At 64.9% G+C, this 15,363-nt stretch carries 12 protein-coding genes and 3 pseudogenes; 5 read left to right on the forward strand and 10 right to left on the reverse strand.

Annotated elements, in window-relative coordinates; translation table 11 throughout:
* Window positions 1–41: 41 nt before the first annotated feature.
* Both B3P22_RS23760 and B3P22_RS23765 read right to left on the reverse strand, forming a co-directional pair.
* Window positions 42–548, reverse strand: a pseudogene (locus B3P22_RS23760) (methyl-accepting chemotaxis protein); the annotation flags it as partial.
* Window positions 549–896: 348 nt separating this feature from the next.
* Window positions 897–1,982, reverse strand: a pseudogene (locus B3P22_RS23765) (cache domain-containing protein); the annotation flags it as partial.
* A 603-nt stretch (window positions 1,983–2,585) separates the two neighbouring features.
* Here B3P22_RS23765 and B3P22_RS23770 point away from each other — a divergent pair.
* Window positions 2,586–3,569: pseudogene (locus B3P22_RS23770) on the forward strand (nitrate- and nitrite sensing domain-containing protein); the annotation flags it as partial.
* Window positions 3,561–4,427 carry a methyl-accepting chemotaxis protein gene (locus tag B3P22_RS23775; RefSeq protein WP_419096328.1) on the forward strand — a complete coding sequence of 289 codons (867 nt, stop codon included), beginning with the start codon at window positions 3,561–3,563 and terminating at the stop codon, window positions 4,425–4,427. The pseudogene B3P22_RS23770 and the gene B3P22_RS23775, both read left to right, overlap by 9 nt.
* A gap of 86 nt (window positions 4,428–4,513) precedes the next feature.
* Here the strand turns inward: B3P22_RS23775 and B3P22_RS02730 are convergent, their stop codons facing one another.
* The 3 genes from B3P22_RS02730 to B3P22_RS02740 form a co-directional block, all read right to left on the reverse strand.
* A complete protein-coding gene (locus tag B3P22_RS02730) occupies window positions 4,514–6,937 on the reverse strand; it encodes a TonB-dependent receptor (RefSeq protein WP_296269750.1) in 2,424 nt (807 codons plus the stop codon).
* Window positions 6,938–7,018: 81 nt separating this feature from the next.
* Window positions 7,019–7,858 carry a FecR family protein gene (locus B3P22_RS02735; RefSeq protein WP_296269751.1) on the reverse strand — a complete coding sequence of 280 codons (840 nt, stop codon included), beginning with the start codon at window positions 7,856–7,858 and terminating at the stop codon, window positions 7,019–7,021.
* A complete protein-coding gene (locus B3P22_RS02740; RefSeq protein ID WP_296269752.1) occupies window positions 7,855–8,373 on the reverse strand; it encodes an RNA polymerase sigma factor in 519 nt (172 codons plus the stop codon). The genes B3P22_RS02735 and B3P22_RS02740 overlap by 4 nt, the downstream gene beginning before the upstream one ends.
* A 288-nt stretch (window positions 8,374–8,661) precedes the next feature.
* Between B3P22_RS02740 and B3P22_RS02745 the strand changes: the two genes are divergently transcribed.
* Window positions 8,662–9,105, forward strand: coding sequence for a GNAT family N-acetyltransferase (locus B3P22_RS02745; protein ID WP_296269753.1), 444 nt, complete (start codon window positions 8,662–8,664; stop codon window positions 9,103–9,105).
* 102 nt (window positions 9,106–9,207) lie between these two features.
* Here B3P22_RS02745 and B3P22_RS02750 read toward each other — a convergent pair whose 3' ends face one another.
* A complete protein-coding gene (locus B3P22_RS02750; RefSeq protein WP_275545868.1) occupies window positions 9,208–9,750 on the reverse strand; it encodes a thioesterase family protein in 543 nt (180 codons plus the stop codon).
* 107 nt (window positions 9,751–9,857) lie between these two features.
* On the opposite strand from B3P22_RS02750, the gene B3P22_RS02755 reads away from it, so the two are divergent.
* Window positions 9,858–10,841, forward strand: coding sequence for a GlxA family transcriptional regulator (locus tag B3P22_RS02755; protein ID WP_296269754.1), 984 nt, complete (start codon window positions 9,858–9,860; stop codon window positions 10,839–10,841).
* Between the two features lie 214 nt (window positions 10,842–11,055).
* Window positions 11,056–11,685, forward strand: a complete 630-nt coding sequence (gene ycaC, locus B3P22_RS02760) for an isochorismate family cysteine hydrolase YcaC (protein ID WP_017360479.1) — start codon at window positions 11,056–11,058, stop codon at window positions 11,683–11,685.
* Between the two features lie 112 nt (window positions 11,686–11,797).
* On the opposite strand, the gene B3P22_RS02765 is transcribed toward ycaC, so the two are convergent.
* The 4 genes from B3P22_RS02765 to B3P22_RS02780 all read right to left on the reverse strand — a co-directional run.
* A complete protein-coding gene (locus B3P22_RS02765; protein WP_296269755.1) occupies window positions 11,798–12,577 on the reverse strand; it encodes an ABC transporter ATP-binding protein in 780 nt (259 codons plus the stop codon).
* A complete protein-coding gene (locus B3P22_RS02770; RefSeq protein ID WP_296269756.1) occupies window positions 12,574–13,647 on the reverse strand; it encodes a FecCD family ABC transporter permease in 1,074 nt (357 codons plus the stop codon). The genes B3P22_RS02765 and B3P22_RS02770 overlap by 4 nt, the downstream gene beginning before the upstream one ends.
* The gene (locus tag B3P22_RS02775; RefSeq protein WP_296269757.1) at window positions 13,644–14,747 is read right to left on the reverse strand and encodes an ABC transporter substrate-binding protein; all 1,104 of its coding nucleotides are present in this window, start codon (window positions 14,745–14,747) and stop codon (window positions 13,644–13,646) included. The genes B3P22_RS02770 and B3P22_RS02775 overlap by 4 nt, the downstream gene beginning before the upstream one ends.
* A gap of 20 nt (window positions 14,748–14,767) precedes the next feature.
* A partial coding sequence (locus B3P22_RS02780) for a Fe2+-dependent dioxygenase (protein WP_296269758.1) occupies window positions 14,768–15,363 on the reverse strand: 596 nt, incomplete at its 5' end.

Genomic DNA, 15,363 nt, shown 5'->3' on the forward strand with positions numbered 1-15,363 from the left:
AGCGCTGCGGCGCCGCATGCTCATGCGGCGCCGCAGTCAGGCTAGGCGCGGAACCGCCCGACCAGTCCGTGCAGTTGCTCGGACAGTTGCGCCAGCTCCTGCGAATCGCGGTGCGCCGACTGAGCCAGGTTCTCCACCAGCAGCGCGTCGTTCTGGATCTGGGCGATATGGCGGTTGATGTCCTCGGCGACCTGATGCTGTTCCTCCGCGGCAGTGGCGATCTGGGTGTTCTGATCGCGGATATGGTCCACCGCGCCGCGAATCTGCTCGAAGCTGTGGCTCGCCAGGCTGATGCGCTCGACACTGGCTTGCGACATCTCCAGGCTGTTCTGCATCTGCCGGGTCACCTCCTGCGTACGGCGCGCCAGGCCACCGAGCAGGCTGTCGATCTCGCCGGTGGAGTCGGCGGTACGCTGCGCCAGGGCCCGAACCTCGTCGGCCACCACCGCGAAGCCTCGTCCCTGATCACCGGCACGGGCGGCCTCGATGGCGGCGTTGAGCGCCAGCAGGTTGGTCTGCTCGGCAATCGAACGAATGGTGCCGAGAATCGCATTGATATTCTGGCTGTCCTGTTCCAGCGCCTGCAGCGCCAGCGCCGACTGCTTGAGGTTGTCGCTCAGGCGCGACACGCTGTCGGTGGCATCCTCGATCTGCGCCTGCCCGGCATGCACCTGGCGTTGGCCATCATCGGCAGAGGTGGCGGCCTCACTGCACGAGCGCGCCACCTCGTTGGCGGTGGCGACCATCTCGTTGAAGGCCGTCGACACCATCTCCACTGCACCGCGTTGGCGCTCGGCCACGTCGGTCATGTCCTGGGCCACCCGCGTCGAGCCATCGGAGGTCTGACGCAGGGCGGCCGAAGCCTCGATGATGCGCTGCACCAACTGACGGATAGTACCGAGGAACTGGTTGAACCAGCGCGCCAGCAGGGCCGTTTCGTCCTTGCCCTGGATATTCAGGCTGCGCGTCAGGTCACCTTCACCCTGCGCGATACCTTCCAGGCCACTCGCCACGCTGCGAATGGGGTTGACGATCAGCTTGGCGAACAGTGTACCGACCATGGCGAACACCAGCCCCAGGATCAGCACGATCACACCGACCTGCCAGGCCAGGTCATTGGCCTTGGCCATGACCTCGTCGTGCTCGATCAGGCCGATGAAGCGCCAGCCCAATGTCGGCGACGACCAGATATTGGCCATGTAATGGGTGCCGTTGAGTTCGACTTCCAGCAAGCCGTCGGCGCCAGCCATGCGCGCGTAGTCACCACCGAGATCGGCAAGGGATTTGAAGTTGTTCCCGGCATTCTGCGGGTCGACCAGAACGTTGCCGCTGTCCTCCACCAGCATCAGGTAGCCGGTCTGGCCGATCTTGATCTGCTTGACCAGATCGGTGAGCTGCTTCAGCGAGACGTCGAGGCCGACCACGCCGGCGACCGTGCCCTGCGTGTCGTTGACGGTGCGCACCGTCCCGATCAGCACGGCATCGTCCGGCGCCCAGTAGTAGGCGGCGGTGCGCTGCGTTTTGCCCGGCGCCGACATAGCGGTCTTGTACCAAGGACGTATGCGCGGATCGTAACTGCTGAGCCCCGGATCGCTCGGCCAGATGGCATAGCCGCCGTCCACTCGCCCGTACGAAAGATAGGCCGTGGTCGGATGGGACTTGGCGAAGCGGTCGAAGATGCTTTCCAGCTCCTGGTTGGATTCCGGCAGCGGAGTGCTTGCCGCGTCCGCCGAGGAATAGTTCTTCAGGGTCGGAGCGGCGGTCATCTGCGGCAGGCTCGCCAGGTACTCGACGTTCTCGGTGATGCCCTTGAAGAACATGCCCATGGCGTTGTCGATCTGGCGTATCTCGCGGGAGCTGCCATCGAGGAAGTCGGCCTCAGCCTGCGCACGCAGGTTATAGATGACCACAGCGGCAACCAGGAGGATGGGCAGGCACGCAATCGCGACAAACGCACAGGTCAGCTTTTGTTTGATATTCATTCGATGAAGCCCTCGAGGGTAGTGGGTTCACCAGGCGCGCGCGCGACGACGAACCCTCAGGGACATTATCGGCTCTGCGATGAATGACTTGAGATGGCAAAGCGACCTGTTGCTGTCAGTCAAAGACCTGCTGCTGATTTCGTCTAATCTGCCCGCGAACCGCCCCGGCCCCGTCGAATGTTGTCAGCGATCACAAAAAAATCATTAAAGAAAAGGCAAAGACGCACGATGTCCTACGTGCCAGATTCCGACCTGATGTCGTTCCTGGCTAAAACCCGCTTTCTTTACAGCTAGCGGGCCAACACTCCCATCCACCTACCACCCTAGAAGCAGCCGATACAACGAAGCACAACAACTACAACACCGCACTAACAGGGTGGCACCGAAGTCCCTCGCCACCTGTTCAGTAGTCAGCCGGATAGCTGATGAAAATCGTCGTAATTTCGCCTGCCAACTATTCAATCCAAGACGATGAGGCCATGGAAGATGCTAAAAAATGCCCCGCTTAGCGTGAAGCTACTGCTCATACTGATATTCCCCCTGCTTGGTTTCCTGGCGTTCGCTGGTGTCTATGTCGCGGGCAAGTACCAGACCCTGACCGATATGGATCGCACCGTGACCGCCAGCGGCGCGGCACAGAAGATCAGCGCCGTGATCACCGCCCTGCAGCGCGAACGCGGCGCCAGCGGCGTGTTCATCGGCAGCAGCGGCACCGCCATGCGTGACAAGCTGGCCGAGTTTCGCCGTGACAGCGACGCCGCGACGGGCCATCTGCGCGCCCTGGCGCAGGGCTCGAACGACATGAACGAGGCCCTGCGCGCGCTCGACGAACTGGGCACGCTGCGTCCGCAGGTCGATGCGCTATCACTGAACAGCACCGACTCGGGCATCCGCTACACCAACCTGATCAAGACCCTGATCGGCTTCACCCACGCCCTCGAGGCGAGCGTCGAAAACCCGCAGATCCTGCGTGCGCTGGGTTCCCTCAACCAGTTCGTGGAAATGAAGGAACGCGCCGGACGCGAGCGCGTGCTGCTAGGCCTGAGCTTCAACCAGGATCATTTCGACGCCGACCTGTTGTCGCGTTTCAGCCGCAACCTGGGCGAATTCTCGGCCTATCTGGATGCCTTCGAACGCCGTGCCTCCAGCAGCTTCCGCAGCAAGCTCGACAACGCGCTGCAGCAACCCGACTCGCAAGAGGTGGCGCGCCTGCAACGCCTGGCCTTCGAAACCCCGCTCGGCGCCCCGCTGGGCATCAAGCCCGAAGACTGGTTCAGGCTTGCCACCAGCCGCATCGACCTGATGGGCCAGCTCGAGGCCGAGCTCGGCCAGAGCGTCGGCGACCTGGCGACCCAGGCGCGCGACGAAGCCGCCAGCAGCCTGTGGCTGACCATCGCAGCCATACTCGGCGTGCTGTCCGCCGTGGTGGTGCTGTCGCTGCTGATCATCCGCAATATCAAATCGGCGGTCAGCGATGTCAATCAGACCTTGGTGGCCCTGGCCAGACGCGATCTGACCGCGCACACGAGCTATGAAGGCGGCGACGAGTTCGGCGTCATCGCGCGCAACCTCAACAATATGGCCCAGCAGATCAGGGAAGTGATCGAGGAAATCGGTGGCGCTGCGGCGCAGGTCGCCACCGCCGCCGAAGAATCCTCGGCCGTGGCCCTGCAGACCAGCCAGAACGTGGCGCAACAGCGCCAGGGCACCGATCAGGTGGCCACCGCCATCAACGAGATGAGCGCCACCGTGCGTGATGTGGCGCGCAGCACCACCGAAGCCGCGGAAATGTCGCGCCGGGTCAACGACAGCACGCTGCAGGGCAAGACCGAGATCGAGAGCACCGTGCGTCTGGTCCAGGCCCTGTCGACGCAGGCCGAGCAGACAGCCGGCATCATTGTCGAACTCAAGCGCGAGAGTGATGCGATTTCCTCGGTACTCGACGTGATCCGTGGCGTCGCCGAACAGACCAACCTGCTGGCCCTCAACGCCGCCATCGAAGCGGCCCGTGCCGGCGAACAGGGTCGTGGTTTTGCCGTGGTAGCCGACGAGGTGCGTCAGCTGGCGCAGAAGACCCAGGACTCCACCGTCAGCATTCAGCAGATGATCAGCAACCTGCAGAGCGGCTCCGACCGCGCCGCCAGCTCCATGCAGGAAACCCTGGACAAGGCCCAGGCCGGCGCCAACAACGTGGTCCGGGCTGGCGACCTGTTGGTGGAGATCGCCGACGGTATCGCCAGCATCAGCGACCGCAATATCCAGGTGGCCTCGGCCGCCGAGGAGCAAAGCCTGGTATCGGAGGAGATCAACCGCAACGTCAATGAGATCAACGACCTGGTCATCCAGGTCAGCGCCGCTGCCGAACAGACCGCCGTGACCAGTCGCGAGCTGGCGCGTCTGGCCGATCACCAGCAGCAACTGGTGAACCGCTTCAAGGTAGGCTGAGACGTCGCGCAGCTCGGCCTACCCCAAAAGGTTTGCCGAGCGCGCTGTTCGAGAAAACGGCCCCGCCATCGTGCGGGGCCGTTTGGTTACCACTGGTGGCTGTAGCTCACCGTCAGCGTGGTGCCAGGCGCCGGCAGGTGGCTGGTGTTGTTGTTGCTGCGCAGTAGCTGGCTGTAGAGCGGGTAGTAATCGCGGTTGAACAGGTTCTGGATGCCCAGGCTGACCTTGTCCGCCTCGCTCAGGCGGTAGTCGCTGATGAGGTCGACGGTGGTGTAGCCGTCCACGTCGCGGCGGCCGAAGCTGGCCTCACCATCCAGGCGATAGTCCTTGCTGGCGAAGTAGGTAGCCTGCAGGCGGTTGCTCCAGGCTTCGCTGGGGTTGTACTGCACGTAGGCGGTCAGCTTCAGCGGTGGCACGCGGAAACCGGTCATGTCGCGCCACTCGCCGTTGTCCGGTTTCTCGCGGCCCTTCATCCAGGTGAAGGTGCCGCCCAGGCCCCAGGTTTCCTCCAGGCTCAACCAGTCCAGGCTACCCTCGACGCCGTGAATGCGCTCCTCGGTGCGAGTCAGGATCAGGCCATTGTTGAAGCTCTGCACGTCACCGAGTTTCGAGGTGGTGTAGAACAGCGCCAGCGCCCCCTGCGTCTGCTCGCCCAGCGCACCACGCCAGCCCAGCTCGTAGTTGTTGGTCTTGACCGGCTCTAGGTCGGAGGAGTCGATGTCGAAACCGCTACGCGCATTGCGCAGCTGTACGCCGATGTCCGGCAACTGGAAGCCCTGGCTGAAGGCGGCATAGATCTCCTGGCCGGCCACGGGCGAATAGACCACGCCGAGGTTGCCGAGCACATCGTCATAACGCACCTTGCCGCCGCTGACGGTCGCCGGGTTGGCATTGCGAATCTCCGACAACGGCACGAAGTCATCGAACTCGGCGGTGGCGTACTCGTAGCGCAGGCCGCCATCGACCGACCACTGCTCGTTGATGCGATGGCGCAGCTGGGCGAAAGCGCCGGTGCTGATGGTGGTCAGCTCGGGCATGTAGGTGAGCTTGCCGATCTTCGCGAAATCCCGACCGCCGCTGGCGTCGTAGCGCGCAGCGTCGAAGATGTCGAGCGGCATGTCGCTGCGCTCGTGGTTGAAGTCGCCACCCCAGACCAGTTCGGTGTTCTCCCCCAGCGGCGTGCTCAGGGTGAAGCGGCTGCCGAGAACTTCGCTGTTCTGCATCACCTGATCGACGAAGCGCCCACGGGTGGCGACGCCACGTGCGTCGAAGGGGGTGAAGCGGGTGAAGTAGTCGCGGTAGTAGAGCTGCGCGGACAGGCGACTGCCGAGCAGATCCGCATGCTCGTATTGGAGGTTGGCCAGGGTGTTTCTGATGCGGTTCTGGGTGTCCAGCTTCAGGCCCTTGAGCGGCTGCGCCGGCACGCTGCCGGCGGGCAGCGCGGCAACCGCAGGGTCGGCGGTGTAGTCGCTGTCCTGCTTGGCATCGGAATGACTGAGGGCGAGCTGGATGCGCTGATCCTCGTCGATGCGCAGGCCGAGTTTGCCGCCGATGTTGAAGCTGTTGGAGTCGAACAGGTCGCCCTGGCTCGGCTCGGGAGCGATGCGCTTGCCGTCCGCGTCGAACGAGCCACCGACATGGCGCACACCGAGGTCGAAGGCGTAGTCGACCTGCCCCTGCGCGCCGGACAGGTGATGCTGCAGTTCACCGCCCAGGCTGTCGCCGTCCAGCTGGGTCAGCGAGGACGTACCACGGAGGGTGGTCTCGGCCCGGCTCTCGCCACCGGCCGCTCGGGTGGTGATATTGACGATGCCGCCGGTAGCGCCGGCACCGTAGATCGCACTGCTGCCATGCACCACTTCGACCCGCTCGATCAGCGCCGGGTCGATGCTGGCAAGGTTGCGTGAGGAGTCGCGGTTGGTATTGAGCGGCACACCGTCGACCAGGATCAGCATGGTGCGCCCGCGCAGAGTCTGGCCATAGTCGGTGATGGTGCGGCTGGAATCGGACATGCCCGGCGTGACCTTGGCCAGCAAGGTGGCCAGGCTGTCGGAACCCTGACGCAACTGCTCGAGTTTTTCGCGTTCGATCACATCGACCTGGCGCACCTGTGGAACCAGGCTGCTGGAGGTGCGCGTGGCGGTCACATCCATCGCCCCCAGTTGCAGTGGCGCGGCACTCGGCGCCTGCGACAGCGCGGCCTCGCGAGAAACGATGATGAAGGTGTTCTCGCCCTGCTGGTGAACCTCCAGGCCACTGCCTTCGAGCAGGCGCTGCAGGGCCTCGCCGGTGCTGTAGCGACCACGCAGCTCACCGGCCTGCTTGTCGCTAGCGATGTCGCTGGAGAAAAGTATCTGCGCGGCAGACTGGCCGGCCAGGGCATTGAGCGACTGTTCGAGCGGCGCGGCAGGCAGGTCGAAATTGACTTCGTTGGCAGCCTGCACCATCGACGACAAGCCCAGCAGCAGGCTGCTGGCCAACAGGTTAAGGCGCAGTTTCGGGGTTCTCACGTGGGGTCTCCGGGAATGAAAAGAGGGCGTTCCTGGAGATAGCCGCCGCTACGCGGGCAAAACCCTACCTCACGACGAAAATTATTTTTTGGCCTGACGCCGGCTCAGCATCGGCACGCCATCGGGCCCCGTCGTCAGGTCCACTGGCAGGATCTTCGGCAACAGCGCCGGCAATCCCTCCAGGCGCGAGCGTTCGAAGCGGCCGGATACCGGTAGCTCAGCCAGGCTGGCGTCCGCCAGGTTGACGCGGATACCGGTATGGCGCTGCAGCGCATCGAGCACCTCACCCAGCGGCGTACGCTCGAAAACCAGACGACCATCGACCCAGGCGGCGCTCGCCTCGGCATCGACCCGCGTGACCGTGCCGAGCTCACCGGCGCGTACCCGCACCTGCTCACCCGCGCTCAGCCGCAGCGTATCGCCGCGGCCGTGCACAGCCACCCTGCCCTCGCTCACCGTGACCTGCACCTCGTCGCCCAGTCGGCTGACGTTGTAGCGCGTGCCAACCACGACAATCTGCGTAACGCCGGCCTGGGTCAGGAATGGCCGGTAGCTCATCGGCGCAACCGCGAACAGCGCCTGGCCGGCCTGCAATTCCACACGGCGGCTACGCAGGTGCCAGCTCACCCGAATGCGGCTGTCACCATCGAGCGTCACCTGGCTGCCATCAGCCAGGGCAATGGTCTGCACCTGCCCTGGGGCACTGGCATGATCCTCGTTGCGATAGGCGGGGTCGAGCCAGATCAGGCCACCGGCCAGGGCCAGCGCGGCGGCGAACAGCCCCAACGCGGTGCCCGGCGAGCGCCGGCTGCGCTTGACCGGCGCCGGCAGGGGAAAGCGCGCCTTGAGTGCCTCGCGGTGGCGAACGATGGCGTCGTCGGCCGGGATGCGCTCGTCCTCGTGCGGCGGCTGACGGTTCACGGCGCTACCCGCTCCAACCAGGCCAGGCACTTGCTCATGCCCACGCGCAGGTGCTTTTCCACCGCCTTGAGGGAGATGCCCAGTTGCTCGGCCACCTCCTGCTGGGGCAACTCGTGAATCTTGTGCATGACGAACACCTGCTGACAGCGCGGCGGCAGGTCGGCAATCGCCGCACACAGACGATCCAGCTCATCGGCCGTTTCCAGACAGCGCTCCGGCCCCAGAGCGGCGCTAGCCACTTCCTGCAACTGCGCCTGCTCGTCTACCCAGGCCTGCCGCCGCCGCTCGCTGCGGTAATGGCTGACGGCGCGGTCATGGGCGATTTTGCGCAGCAGCGCCAGTGGCACACGCACATCTTTCTTCTCCGGCGCTTCCAGCAACTGGACGCAAACGTCGTGGACCACCTCGCGTGCCGCGTGGCGATCGCCGAAGCGGCGACGCACCGAATCGACCAGTTCGTCGTAATGACGCACCAGCGCGGCGAGCAGAGAGGTATTGGCGGAGGAATGGGACAAGGGAGCGCTTCGCTGCCAACTGAAAGAGCGCGAATATAAGTGAGAATTCTTTTCAGTTAAAGCACTGCAACAAGGATCGCTATCGGCTTGAGGCCAATGGCCTCGACCGACTATGGGGTGCCTCTACAAAACGTAAGCGAGGCAGTCAGCGCAAGGCAAAAACAAGCGAAAAAGCGGAGTTTACGAGTTGTAAATGAGCATTTTGAGCTTGTTTTTAACGCAGCGATGACAACGCAGGTAGTTTTTAGAGGCACCCTATGGTGACCTGCTTGCACAAGGAACCCTGTCATGGAAGCCACGCTTCGTCCGGCTACCGTAGCCGATATCGACACGCTATTCGACATCCGCACCAGCGTCGTCCAGAACCACCTGTCCCGCGAGCAGATGGCCGAACTCGGTATTACATCGGCCGCCTTGGCCGAGGCCATCGAACATACGCCCTGCGCCTGGATAGCTGAACTGGACGGCATAGCGGCGGGCTTTGCCATGGTCGATCTCGAAGCCGGCGAACTGTTCGCCCTTTTCGTTCGCCCGCAAGCCGAAGGCCGGGGACTTGGGCATCTGCTCCTGAATGCGGCGGAGACGGCGCTATTCCAGGGTCACGAGTCGATCTGGCTGATCACCGATGGCCATGAAAGCATCCGCGCCAATGCTTTCTACCGCCGCCATGGCTGGGAGCTGGCGGGCGCCGTTGACGAACGCGACGTGCGTTACGAGAAACGCCGCAGCTGAACATTCAGGCGGTATCTCGCTCAGGAAAAAGGGCCGCAACACCTGGTGTTGCGGCCCTTCTCGTAAATTTGACTACCCAGGTGGTAATGGCCAGCCCGGCACCTAAGGTCGCTCCGTCTCACGCAGTTGCAGACTCAGGCCGTCGCAGCTGGCCGACCACTGCTGCAGCCAATCGGGTAACGCCGGTGACTGCTCGTCCAGACCAAGCTCACGGGCGAATTCGGCAGGCGCCACATTCCCCTTCGGCCCACGGAACAACCCGCGCATGACCACCACGGCGATGACCCGCTGATCCTTGACGAAGCGGTGCTCGACGAAGCTCCACTTGTCATCCCAGCCCAACATGCGTGTGTGGATCTCGAAACGCTCGAACAGCTTCAGTTCACGGCGGAACTTGCCGCACACATCACCGACGATGGGCAGCGCACGGTGGCGCAGAGCCACGCGAAAGGCGCCGCTGCGCAGCACGTAATCCATGCGTCCGACATCGGCCAGGGTGAAGTAGCGACCATTGGTGACGTGCCGGTTGAAATCCAGATCCAGCGGCCATACCCGCAGGCGCACCACGGTGGTTGCCAGTCCCGGCACCGGCCGGCGCCAGGGACGGCGCAGCAACATCAGCAAAAGGCGAAACCAGAGGTTCATGCGACAAACACCCGTTTGAATGAAGGGGGCGCACTCTAGGTGGCGCGCCTGGAGTAAGGTAGATGCAGAAATGACCAATACCATGCTGATTACGCAATGGAGCATTCATGCACGTCACCTTGCTGCTGGCTGACTACAGCTCGCTGGCCAGCGCTGCACTGGCTCTGGAAGTACTCGACGCCGCCAATCGTTTCGCCCTGCCGGCCACAGCGCCCTTCACCCTCAGCGTGGCCTCGCTGGACGGGCAGCCGGCGGCCAGCGCCCTGGGCCGCAGCATGCCGGTGGACGTGGCGCTGGAGGCGGTGGAGAAAACCGACCTGGTGCTGATCCCCGGCTTTCTCTTCAGCCTGCGCGAGGCGCTGCCGACGTTCGAACGCCATGCCGGCTGGCTGCGCCGTCAGCATGAGCAGGGAGCGGTGATCGCCTCGATGTGCACGGCCACCTTCATGCTGGCCGAGGCGGGCCTGCTCGACGGTGTCGAAGCCACTACCCACTGGGCCTTCGCCGACCTGCTGCGGCGCCGCTACCCGCAAGCCCGCGTGGACGAGCGACGCATCCTCTGCGAGGACAACCGGGTGATCACCAGCGCCGGGGCGAGCGCGGCGATGGATTTGCTGCTGCACCTGATTCGCCGCTTCGCCTCGCGCGAACTGGCGCAGCAATGCAGCCGCTACCTGCTGATCGACAATGTGCGCAGCGAGCAGTCCGTCTACATCAGTTGGTCGCTGCCGCGCAGCCATGGCGACGAAGCGATCCTGCGCGTGCAGGACTGGATGGCGGCCCACTTCGCCGAGCCGTGCAACATCGACGAGTTGGCCACGCGCTTCGGCTTCGGCGTACGCAACTTCAAGCGTCGCTTCAAGGATGCCACCGGCCTTCCGCCGCTGGCCTATCTGCAGGGCCTGCGCCTGGAGAAGGCCAAGGAGTTGCTGGAAACCACACGCCTGAGCATCGAGACGATCACCAGCCGGGTGGGCTACGAGGACAGCAACTCGTTCCGCCGCCTGTTCTGCCAGCGTGTCGGCGTTTCTCCAACTGCCTTTCGCAAGCGTTTCCTGCGCATGCCGGCAGGCCTTCAGGCGAATGATTGACACTCTGCGTGTTGCCCTCGCCCATCGTCTGGGTGAGATCGCAGAAGCGATAAACGCTTTATCGTTCCCCAAATAGAACGCTAGAGGCAATTTTCGCAGTCTAGTCGGAAAAGGGTCTCGAATTTAATCTTTCTTCCATGCAGTGACGCACTGCTGAACGAAACCCCACTCACCGGCACAGCCGGCACATTGAAAACAATTCGAGGACTTCACCATGACCAACGCCACCTACAACCGCCTGGACAAAGACAACGCCGTCGTGCTGCTGGTCGACCACCAGGCCGGCCTGCTCTCGCTGGTTCGCGACATCGAGCCGGACAAGTTCAAGAACAACGTGCTGGCGCTGGCTGATCTGGCCAAGTTCTTCAACCTGCCGACCATCCTCACCACCAGCTTCGAAACCGGCCCCAACGGCCCGCTGATGCCGGAGCTGAAGGAAATGTTCCCGGACGCGCCGTACATCGCCCGCCCTGGTCAGATCAACGCCTGGGACAACGAAGATTTCGTCAAGGCGATCAAGGCCACCGGCAAGAAGCAACTGATCATCGCCGGTGTGGTCACCGAAGTCTGCGTGGCGTTCCCGGCCCTGTCGGCCATCGAGGAAGGCTTCGACGTGTTCGTGGTGACCGATGCTTCCGGCACCTTCAACCAGATCACCCGTGATTCGGCGTGGCAGCGCATGACCCAGGCCGGCGCGCAACTGATGAACTGGTTCGCCGTGGCCTGCGAGCTGCACCGCGACTGGCGCAACGACGTGGAAGGCCTGGCCAAGATCTGCACCGACCACATCCCGGACTACCGCAACCTGATGACCAGCTATAACGCCCTCACCGCAGGCAAGTGATCCTCGCCTGAAACCGAACCGGAGCCTGAAAAGGCTCCGGTTTCTTTGCGCAAGAGAAAAGCTCGACTCGCCCGTACTGGTCGACATCCGCGGCGAGCCTTGCGGCTGCCTGTCAGCCGAGTCTTTGACCGGCCGGCAGCGCCCGATCCACCAGCACCTGCAGCCGTCCGCGCGAGCAACGTTCGACGCGCGCCTCGACGCCGTAGACCTCGGCCAGCAGATGCGGGGTCAGCACCTCGTCGGGCGTGCCGCTGGCATGGATACGGCCGGCGCGCATCACCACCAGCTGGTCGGCGCAACTGGCCGCCAGGTTGATGTCATGCAGCACCGCCACCGCCAGCAATTGGTGCTCGCGCACCAGGTCGCGCACGCAATCCATCACCCGCAACTGGTAATGCAGATCGAGCGCGCTGGTCGGCTCGTCGAGCAGCAGCACCCGCGGGCGCCGCGCGATCAGCTGCGCCAGCGAGACCAGCTGCCGCTGCCCACCGGACAGGCCATCGAGCGAGTGCTCGGCAAGATCCTCGATGCCGATACGCGCCAGGGCGTCGAAGGCACGCGCCAGCACCTCACCCTCCTCGCTCACCCGCAGCGCCGCCAGCACGCTTTCCAGCACGCCAAGGGCGATGCCCGGCGGCAACTGCTGCGGCATGTAGGCCAGAGTGCGGGCTCGCTCGCCGCTGCCGATGCGCGTCAGATCGTGGCCCCCGAGAGTCAGGCTGCCTTGCATGCGCTCCAGCCCGGCCAGCGCCCGCAGCAAGGTGGACTTGCCAGCCCCGTTGGGGCCAACCAGCGCCACCAGGCCGCCCGGCTGCAGCTCGGGCAGCGACAGCCCGTGGAGAATCTGTCGGCGCCCATAGGCCACCGCGATGTTTTCAGCCTTGAGGGTCATAGGCGCCTCCCGCGGCGGAACACCAGCGCGACGAACACCGGCACGCCAACCAGCGCGGTGACGATGCCCACCGGCACGATCACCCCCGGCAGGATCAGCTTGCTGGCGATGGACGACAGCGACAGCAGCAAGGCGCCGACCAGGGCGCTGGCCGGCAGCAGGAAGCGTTGATCCTCGCCCACCAGCAGGCGCGCCATATGCGGGCCGACCAGGCCGACGAAACCGATGGTGCCAACGAAGGCCACCGCAGTCGCCGCCAGCAGGCTGATGCGCAGCAACGAGGCGTAACGCAGGCGGCGCACGTCGACGCCGAAGCTGCGCGCGCGGTCCTCGCCCATGCGCAGCAGGGTCATGCCCGGCGCGGCGCGCAAGGAGAACGGCAGCAGCACGGCGAGCACCGCGGCGAGGATGCCGAGCTTCTCCCAGTTGGCCCGCGCCAGGCTGCCCAGCGTCCAGAACACCAGTTGCTGCAGCACGTCCTCGGTGGCCAGCAGTTGCAGCAGCGACACCAGCGCATTGCAGCTGAATACCAAGGCAATGCCGAACAGCACCAGGCTCTCCACCCCGGCACCACGCAGGCGCGACATGGCCTGCAACAGCAGCACCGACAGGCAGGCGAAGACGAACGCCGCCACCGTCACCTGGCCACTCGGCGCCAGCCAGTCGATAGCCAGCGGATAGGCGATGGCCAGCGAGGCACCGAGCGCCGCCGCTGAGGACACGCCCAGGGTGAAGGGGCTGGCCAGCGGGTTGTCGAGGATCGCCTGCATCTCGGCGCCGGCCAACGCCAGCGCGGCGCCGACCAGCACTGCCATCAGCGCGTAGGGCAGGCGCACGTTCCAGATGATCACGCGCTCGGTGGCGCTCAGCGCGCCGGGGTCGAGAATGCCGGCCAGCAACTGCCCCAGGCCCATGCCGGAGGCGCCGCTGGCCAGGTCGGCCAGTACGCTGACCAGCAACAGGCCGACCAGCACCAACACCAGCAGACCGCGCCGCAGCAACAGGCGCCGGTAGCTCAGCGCGGCCGCCTCCAGCGCCGGCGCGCCGGCACTTTGCAGATAGGCATTCACGGCGTTGCGTCGATCCAGTAGTGGCCATCCAGGCCAACGGCAAGGAAGCGGTTGATCTCGGCCTGGGTCGCGCGCGGGTCGAGGTCGGCGAAGCGCTCGGGATGAATCCAGCGCGCCATGCTCTCGATCGCCAGGATGTTGAACGGCGAGTTGTAGAAGTCGTGCCACAGAGCATGGGCCTGGCCATCACGGATCGGCCGCAGCGGCGCGAACTCGGGGCGCGCGGTGATCTTCGCCAGACTATCGCGGGCGGTCTTCTCGTCCACGCCGGCACCGAGCAGCACGCCAGGGTTACGGTTGCCGGTGGCGATGTAGACGTCCGGGTCGGCGGTCAGCACGTACTCCACGCTGACGTCACCAATCGCGCCCGGCACCACGCCGGCGGCGATGTTGCGTCCGCCGACTGCTTCGACCACGCCGCCCAGGCCGCTCTTGCCGGTGGTGTGGCCCGGCGCCTGCCAGACGCCAGCCAGCAGTTCGAGAAACACCTTGGGCCGCTGCGCATCCGGCAGGTCGGCCACCGCCTCGGTGACGTGCGCCAGGTGGCGCTCATAGAAGCTCAGATATTCCTGCGCCTCGCGCTCGCGGCCGAGCAGTTTGCCCAGCGCTTCGAGGCTGACGCGGGTGTTCTTGATCGGGTGCACGCGAAAATCGATGAACAGCACGGGAATGCCCGCCGCGGCCAGCAGGTCGGCGACCGGGCTGTGCTGGGTCGGGCCTTCACCGGCGATGCTGAACACTGCCAGGTCCGGCTTGAGGGCGAGGATCTGTTCGGCGCTGACGCTCTGCTCCGAGGCCTGGCCGATCAGCGGAATCTGGGCGATGGCCGGGTACTGCTTGGCATACATCTCGTAGGTGTGCGGGTCGAGCAGGCGCATGTCGTTCTGCCAACCGACCACGCGCTGGAACGGCGCCTCACGGTCGAGCAGCGCCAGGGCGAAGAACAAGCGCCCTTCGCCCAGCACCACGCGCTTGGGCTCGGCGGGCACTTCGACCTTGCGCCCGAGCACGTCGGTGACTTCCACGGCATGGGCGGAGCCGACCAGGGCCAACAGCAACAGGGGCAGCGCGAGTACGCGCCGCAGCGGGGAGATATTCACGGCAATGACCTCGAATGGATTCAGGTGTCGCTCCAGCGGCGGAGCAGGTTGTGATAGACGCCGGTGAGTTCCAGCAGTGATTGATCGTCGGCGCCCTGGGCTGTCAGGCGCTGGATGGCCACGTCCATGTCCAGCAACATTTGCCGCTGGCTGTCCTCACGCACCAGGCTCTCGATCCAGAAGAACGAGGCCAGGCGCTCGCCACGGGTGACCGCCTCGACGCGGTGCAGGCTGCTGCCGGGATAGAGCACCAGGTGCCCGGCCGGCAGCTTGACGCGCTGCTCGCCGAAGGTGTCGCGGATCACCAGTTCACCGCCGTCGTAGCTGGCCGGATCAGCCAGGAACAGGGTCGCCGACAGGTCGGTGCGTACGCGTTCGCGCACGCCCTTGATACCGCGGATGGCGTTGTCGACATGGAAGCCGAACGCCTCACCAGCGCCATAACGATTGAACAGCGGCGGGTAGATGCGCTTGGGCAAGGCCGCGGACATGAACAGCGCGTTGTCCGACAGCCGCCGCAGGATCAGCTCGCCCAACTGGCGGGCCAGCGGGTTGTCCTCGTCCAGCTGGCGGTTGGCCTTGACTTGCGCCGACTGCACGCCGGCGGTGGCCTTGC

Source organism: Pseudomonas sp. UBA6323, from assembly GCF_002439135.1.
Taxonomy (GTDB): Bacteria; Pseudomonadota; Gammaproteobacteria; order Pseudomonadales; family Pseudomonadaceae; genus Aquipseudomonas.

Bases quoted from the DNA above. Each gene is read 5' to 3' on its own strand.
- B3P22_RS02745 (WP_296269753.1), top strand. From the start codon at position 8,662: ATGGAAGCCACGCTTCGTCCGGCTACCGTAGCCGATATCGACACGCTA.
- B3P22_RS02755 (WP_296269754.1), top strand. From the start codon at position 9,858: ATGCACGTCACCTTGCTGCTGGCTGACTACAGCTCGCTGGCCAGCGCT.
- B3P22_RS02765 (WP_296269755.1), bottom strand. From the start codon at position 12,577: ATGACCCTCAAGGCTGAAAACATCGCGGTGGCCTATGGGCGCCGACAG.
- B3P22_RS02750 (WP_275545868.1), bottom strand. From the start codon at position 9,750: ATGAACCTCTGGTTTCGCCTTTTGCTGATGTTGCTGCGCCGTCCCTGG.
- ycaC (WP_017360479.1), top strand. From the start codon at position 11,056: ATGACCAACGCCACCTACAACCGCCTGGACAAAGACAACGCCGTCGTG.
- B3P22_RS23775 (WP_419096328.1), top strand. From the start codon at position 3,561: ATGGCCCAGCAGATCAGGGAAGTGATCGAGGAAATCGGTGGCGCTGCG.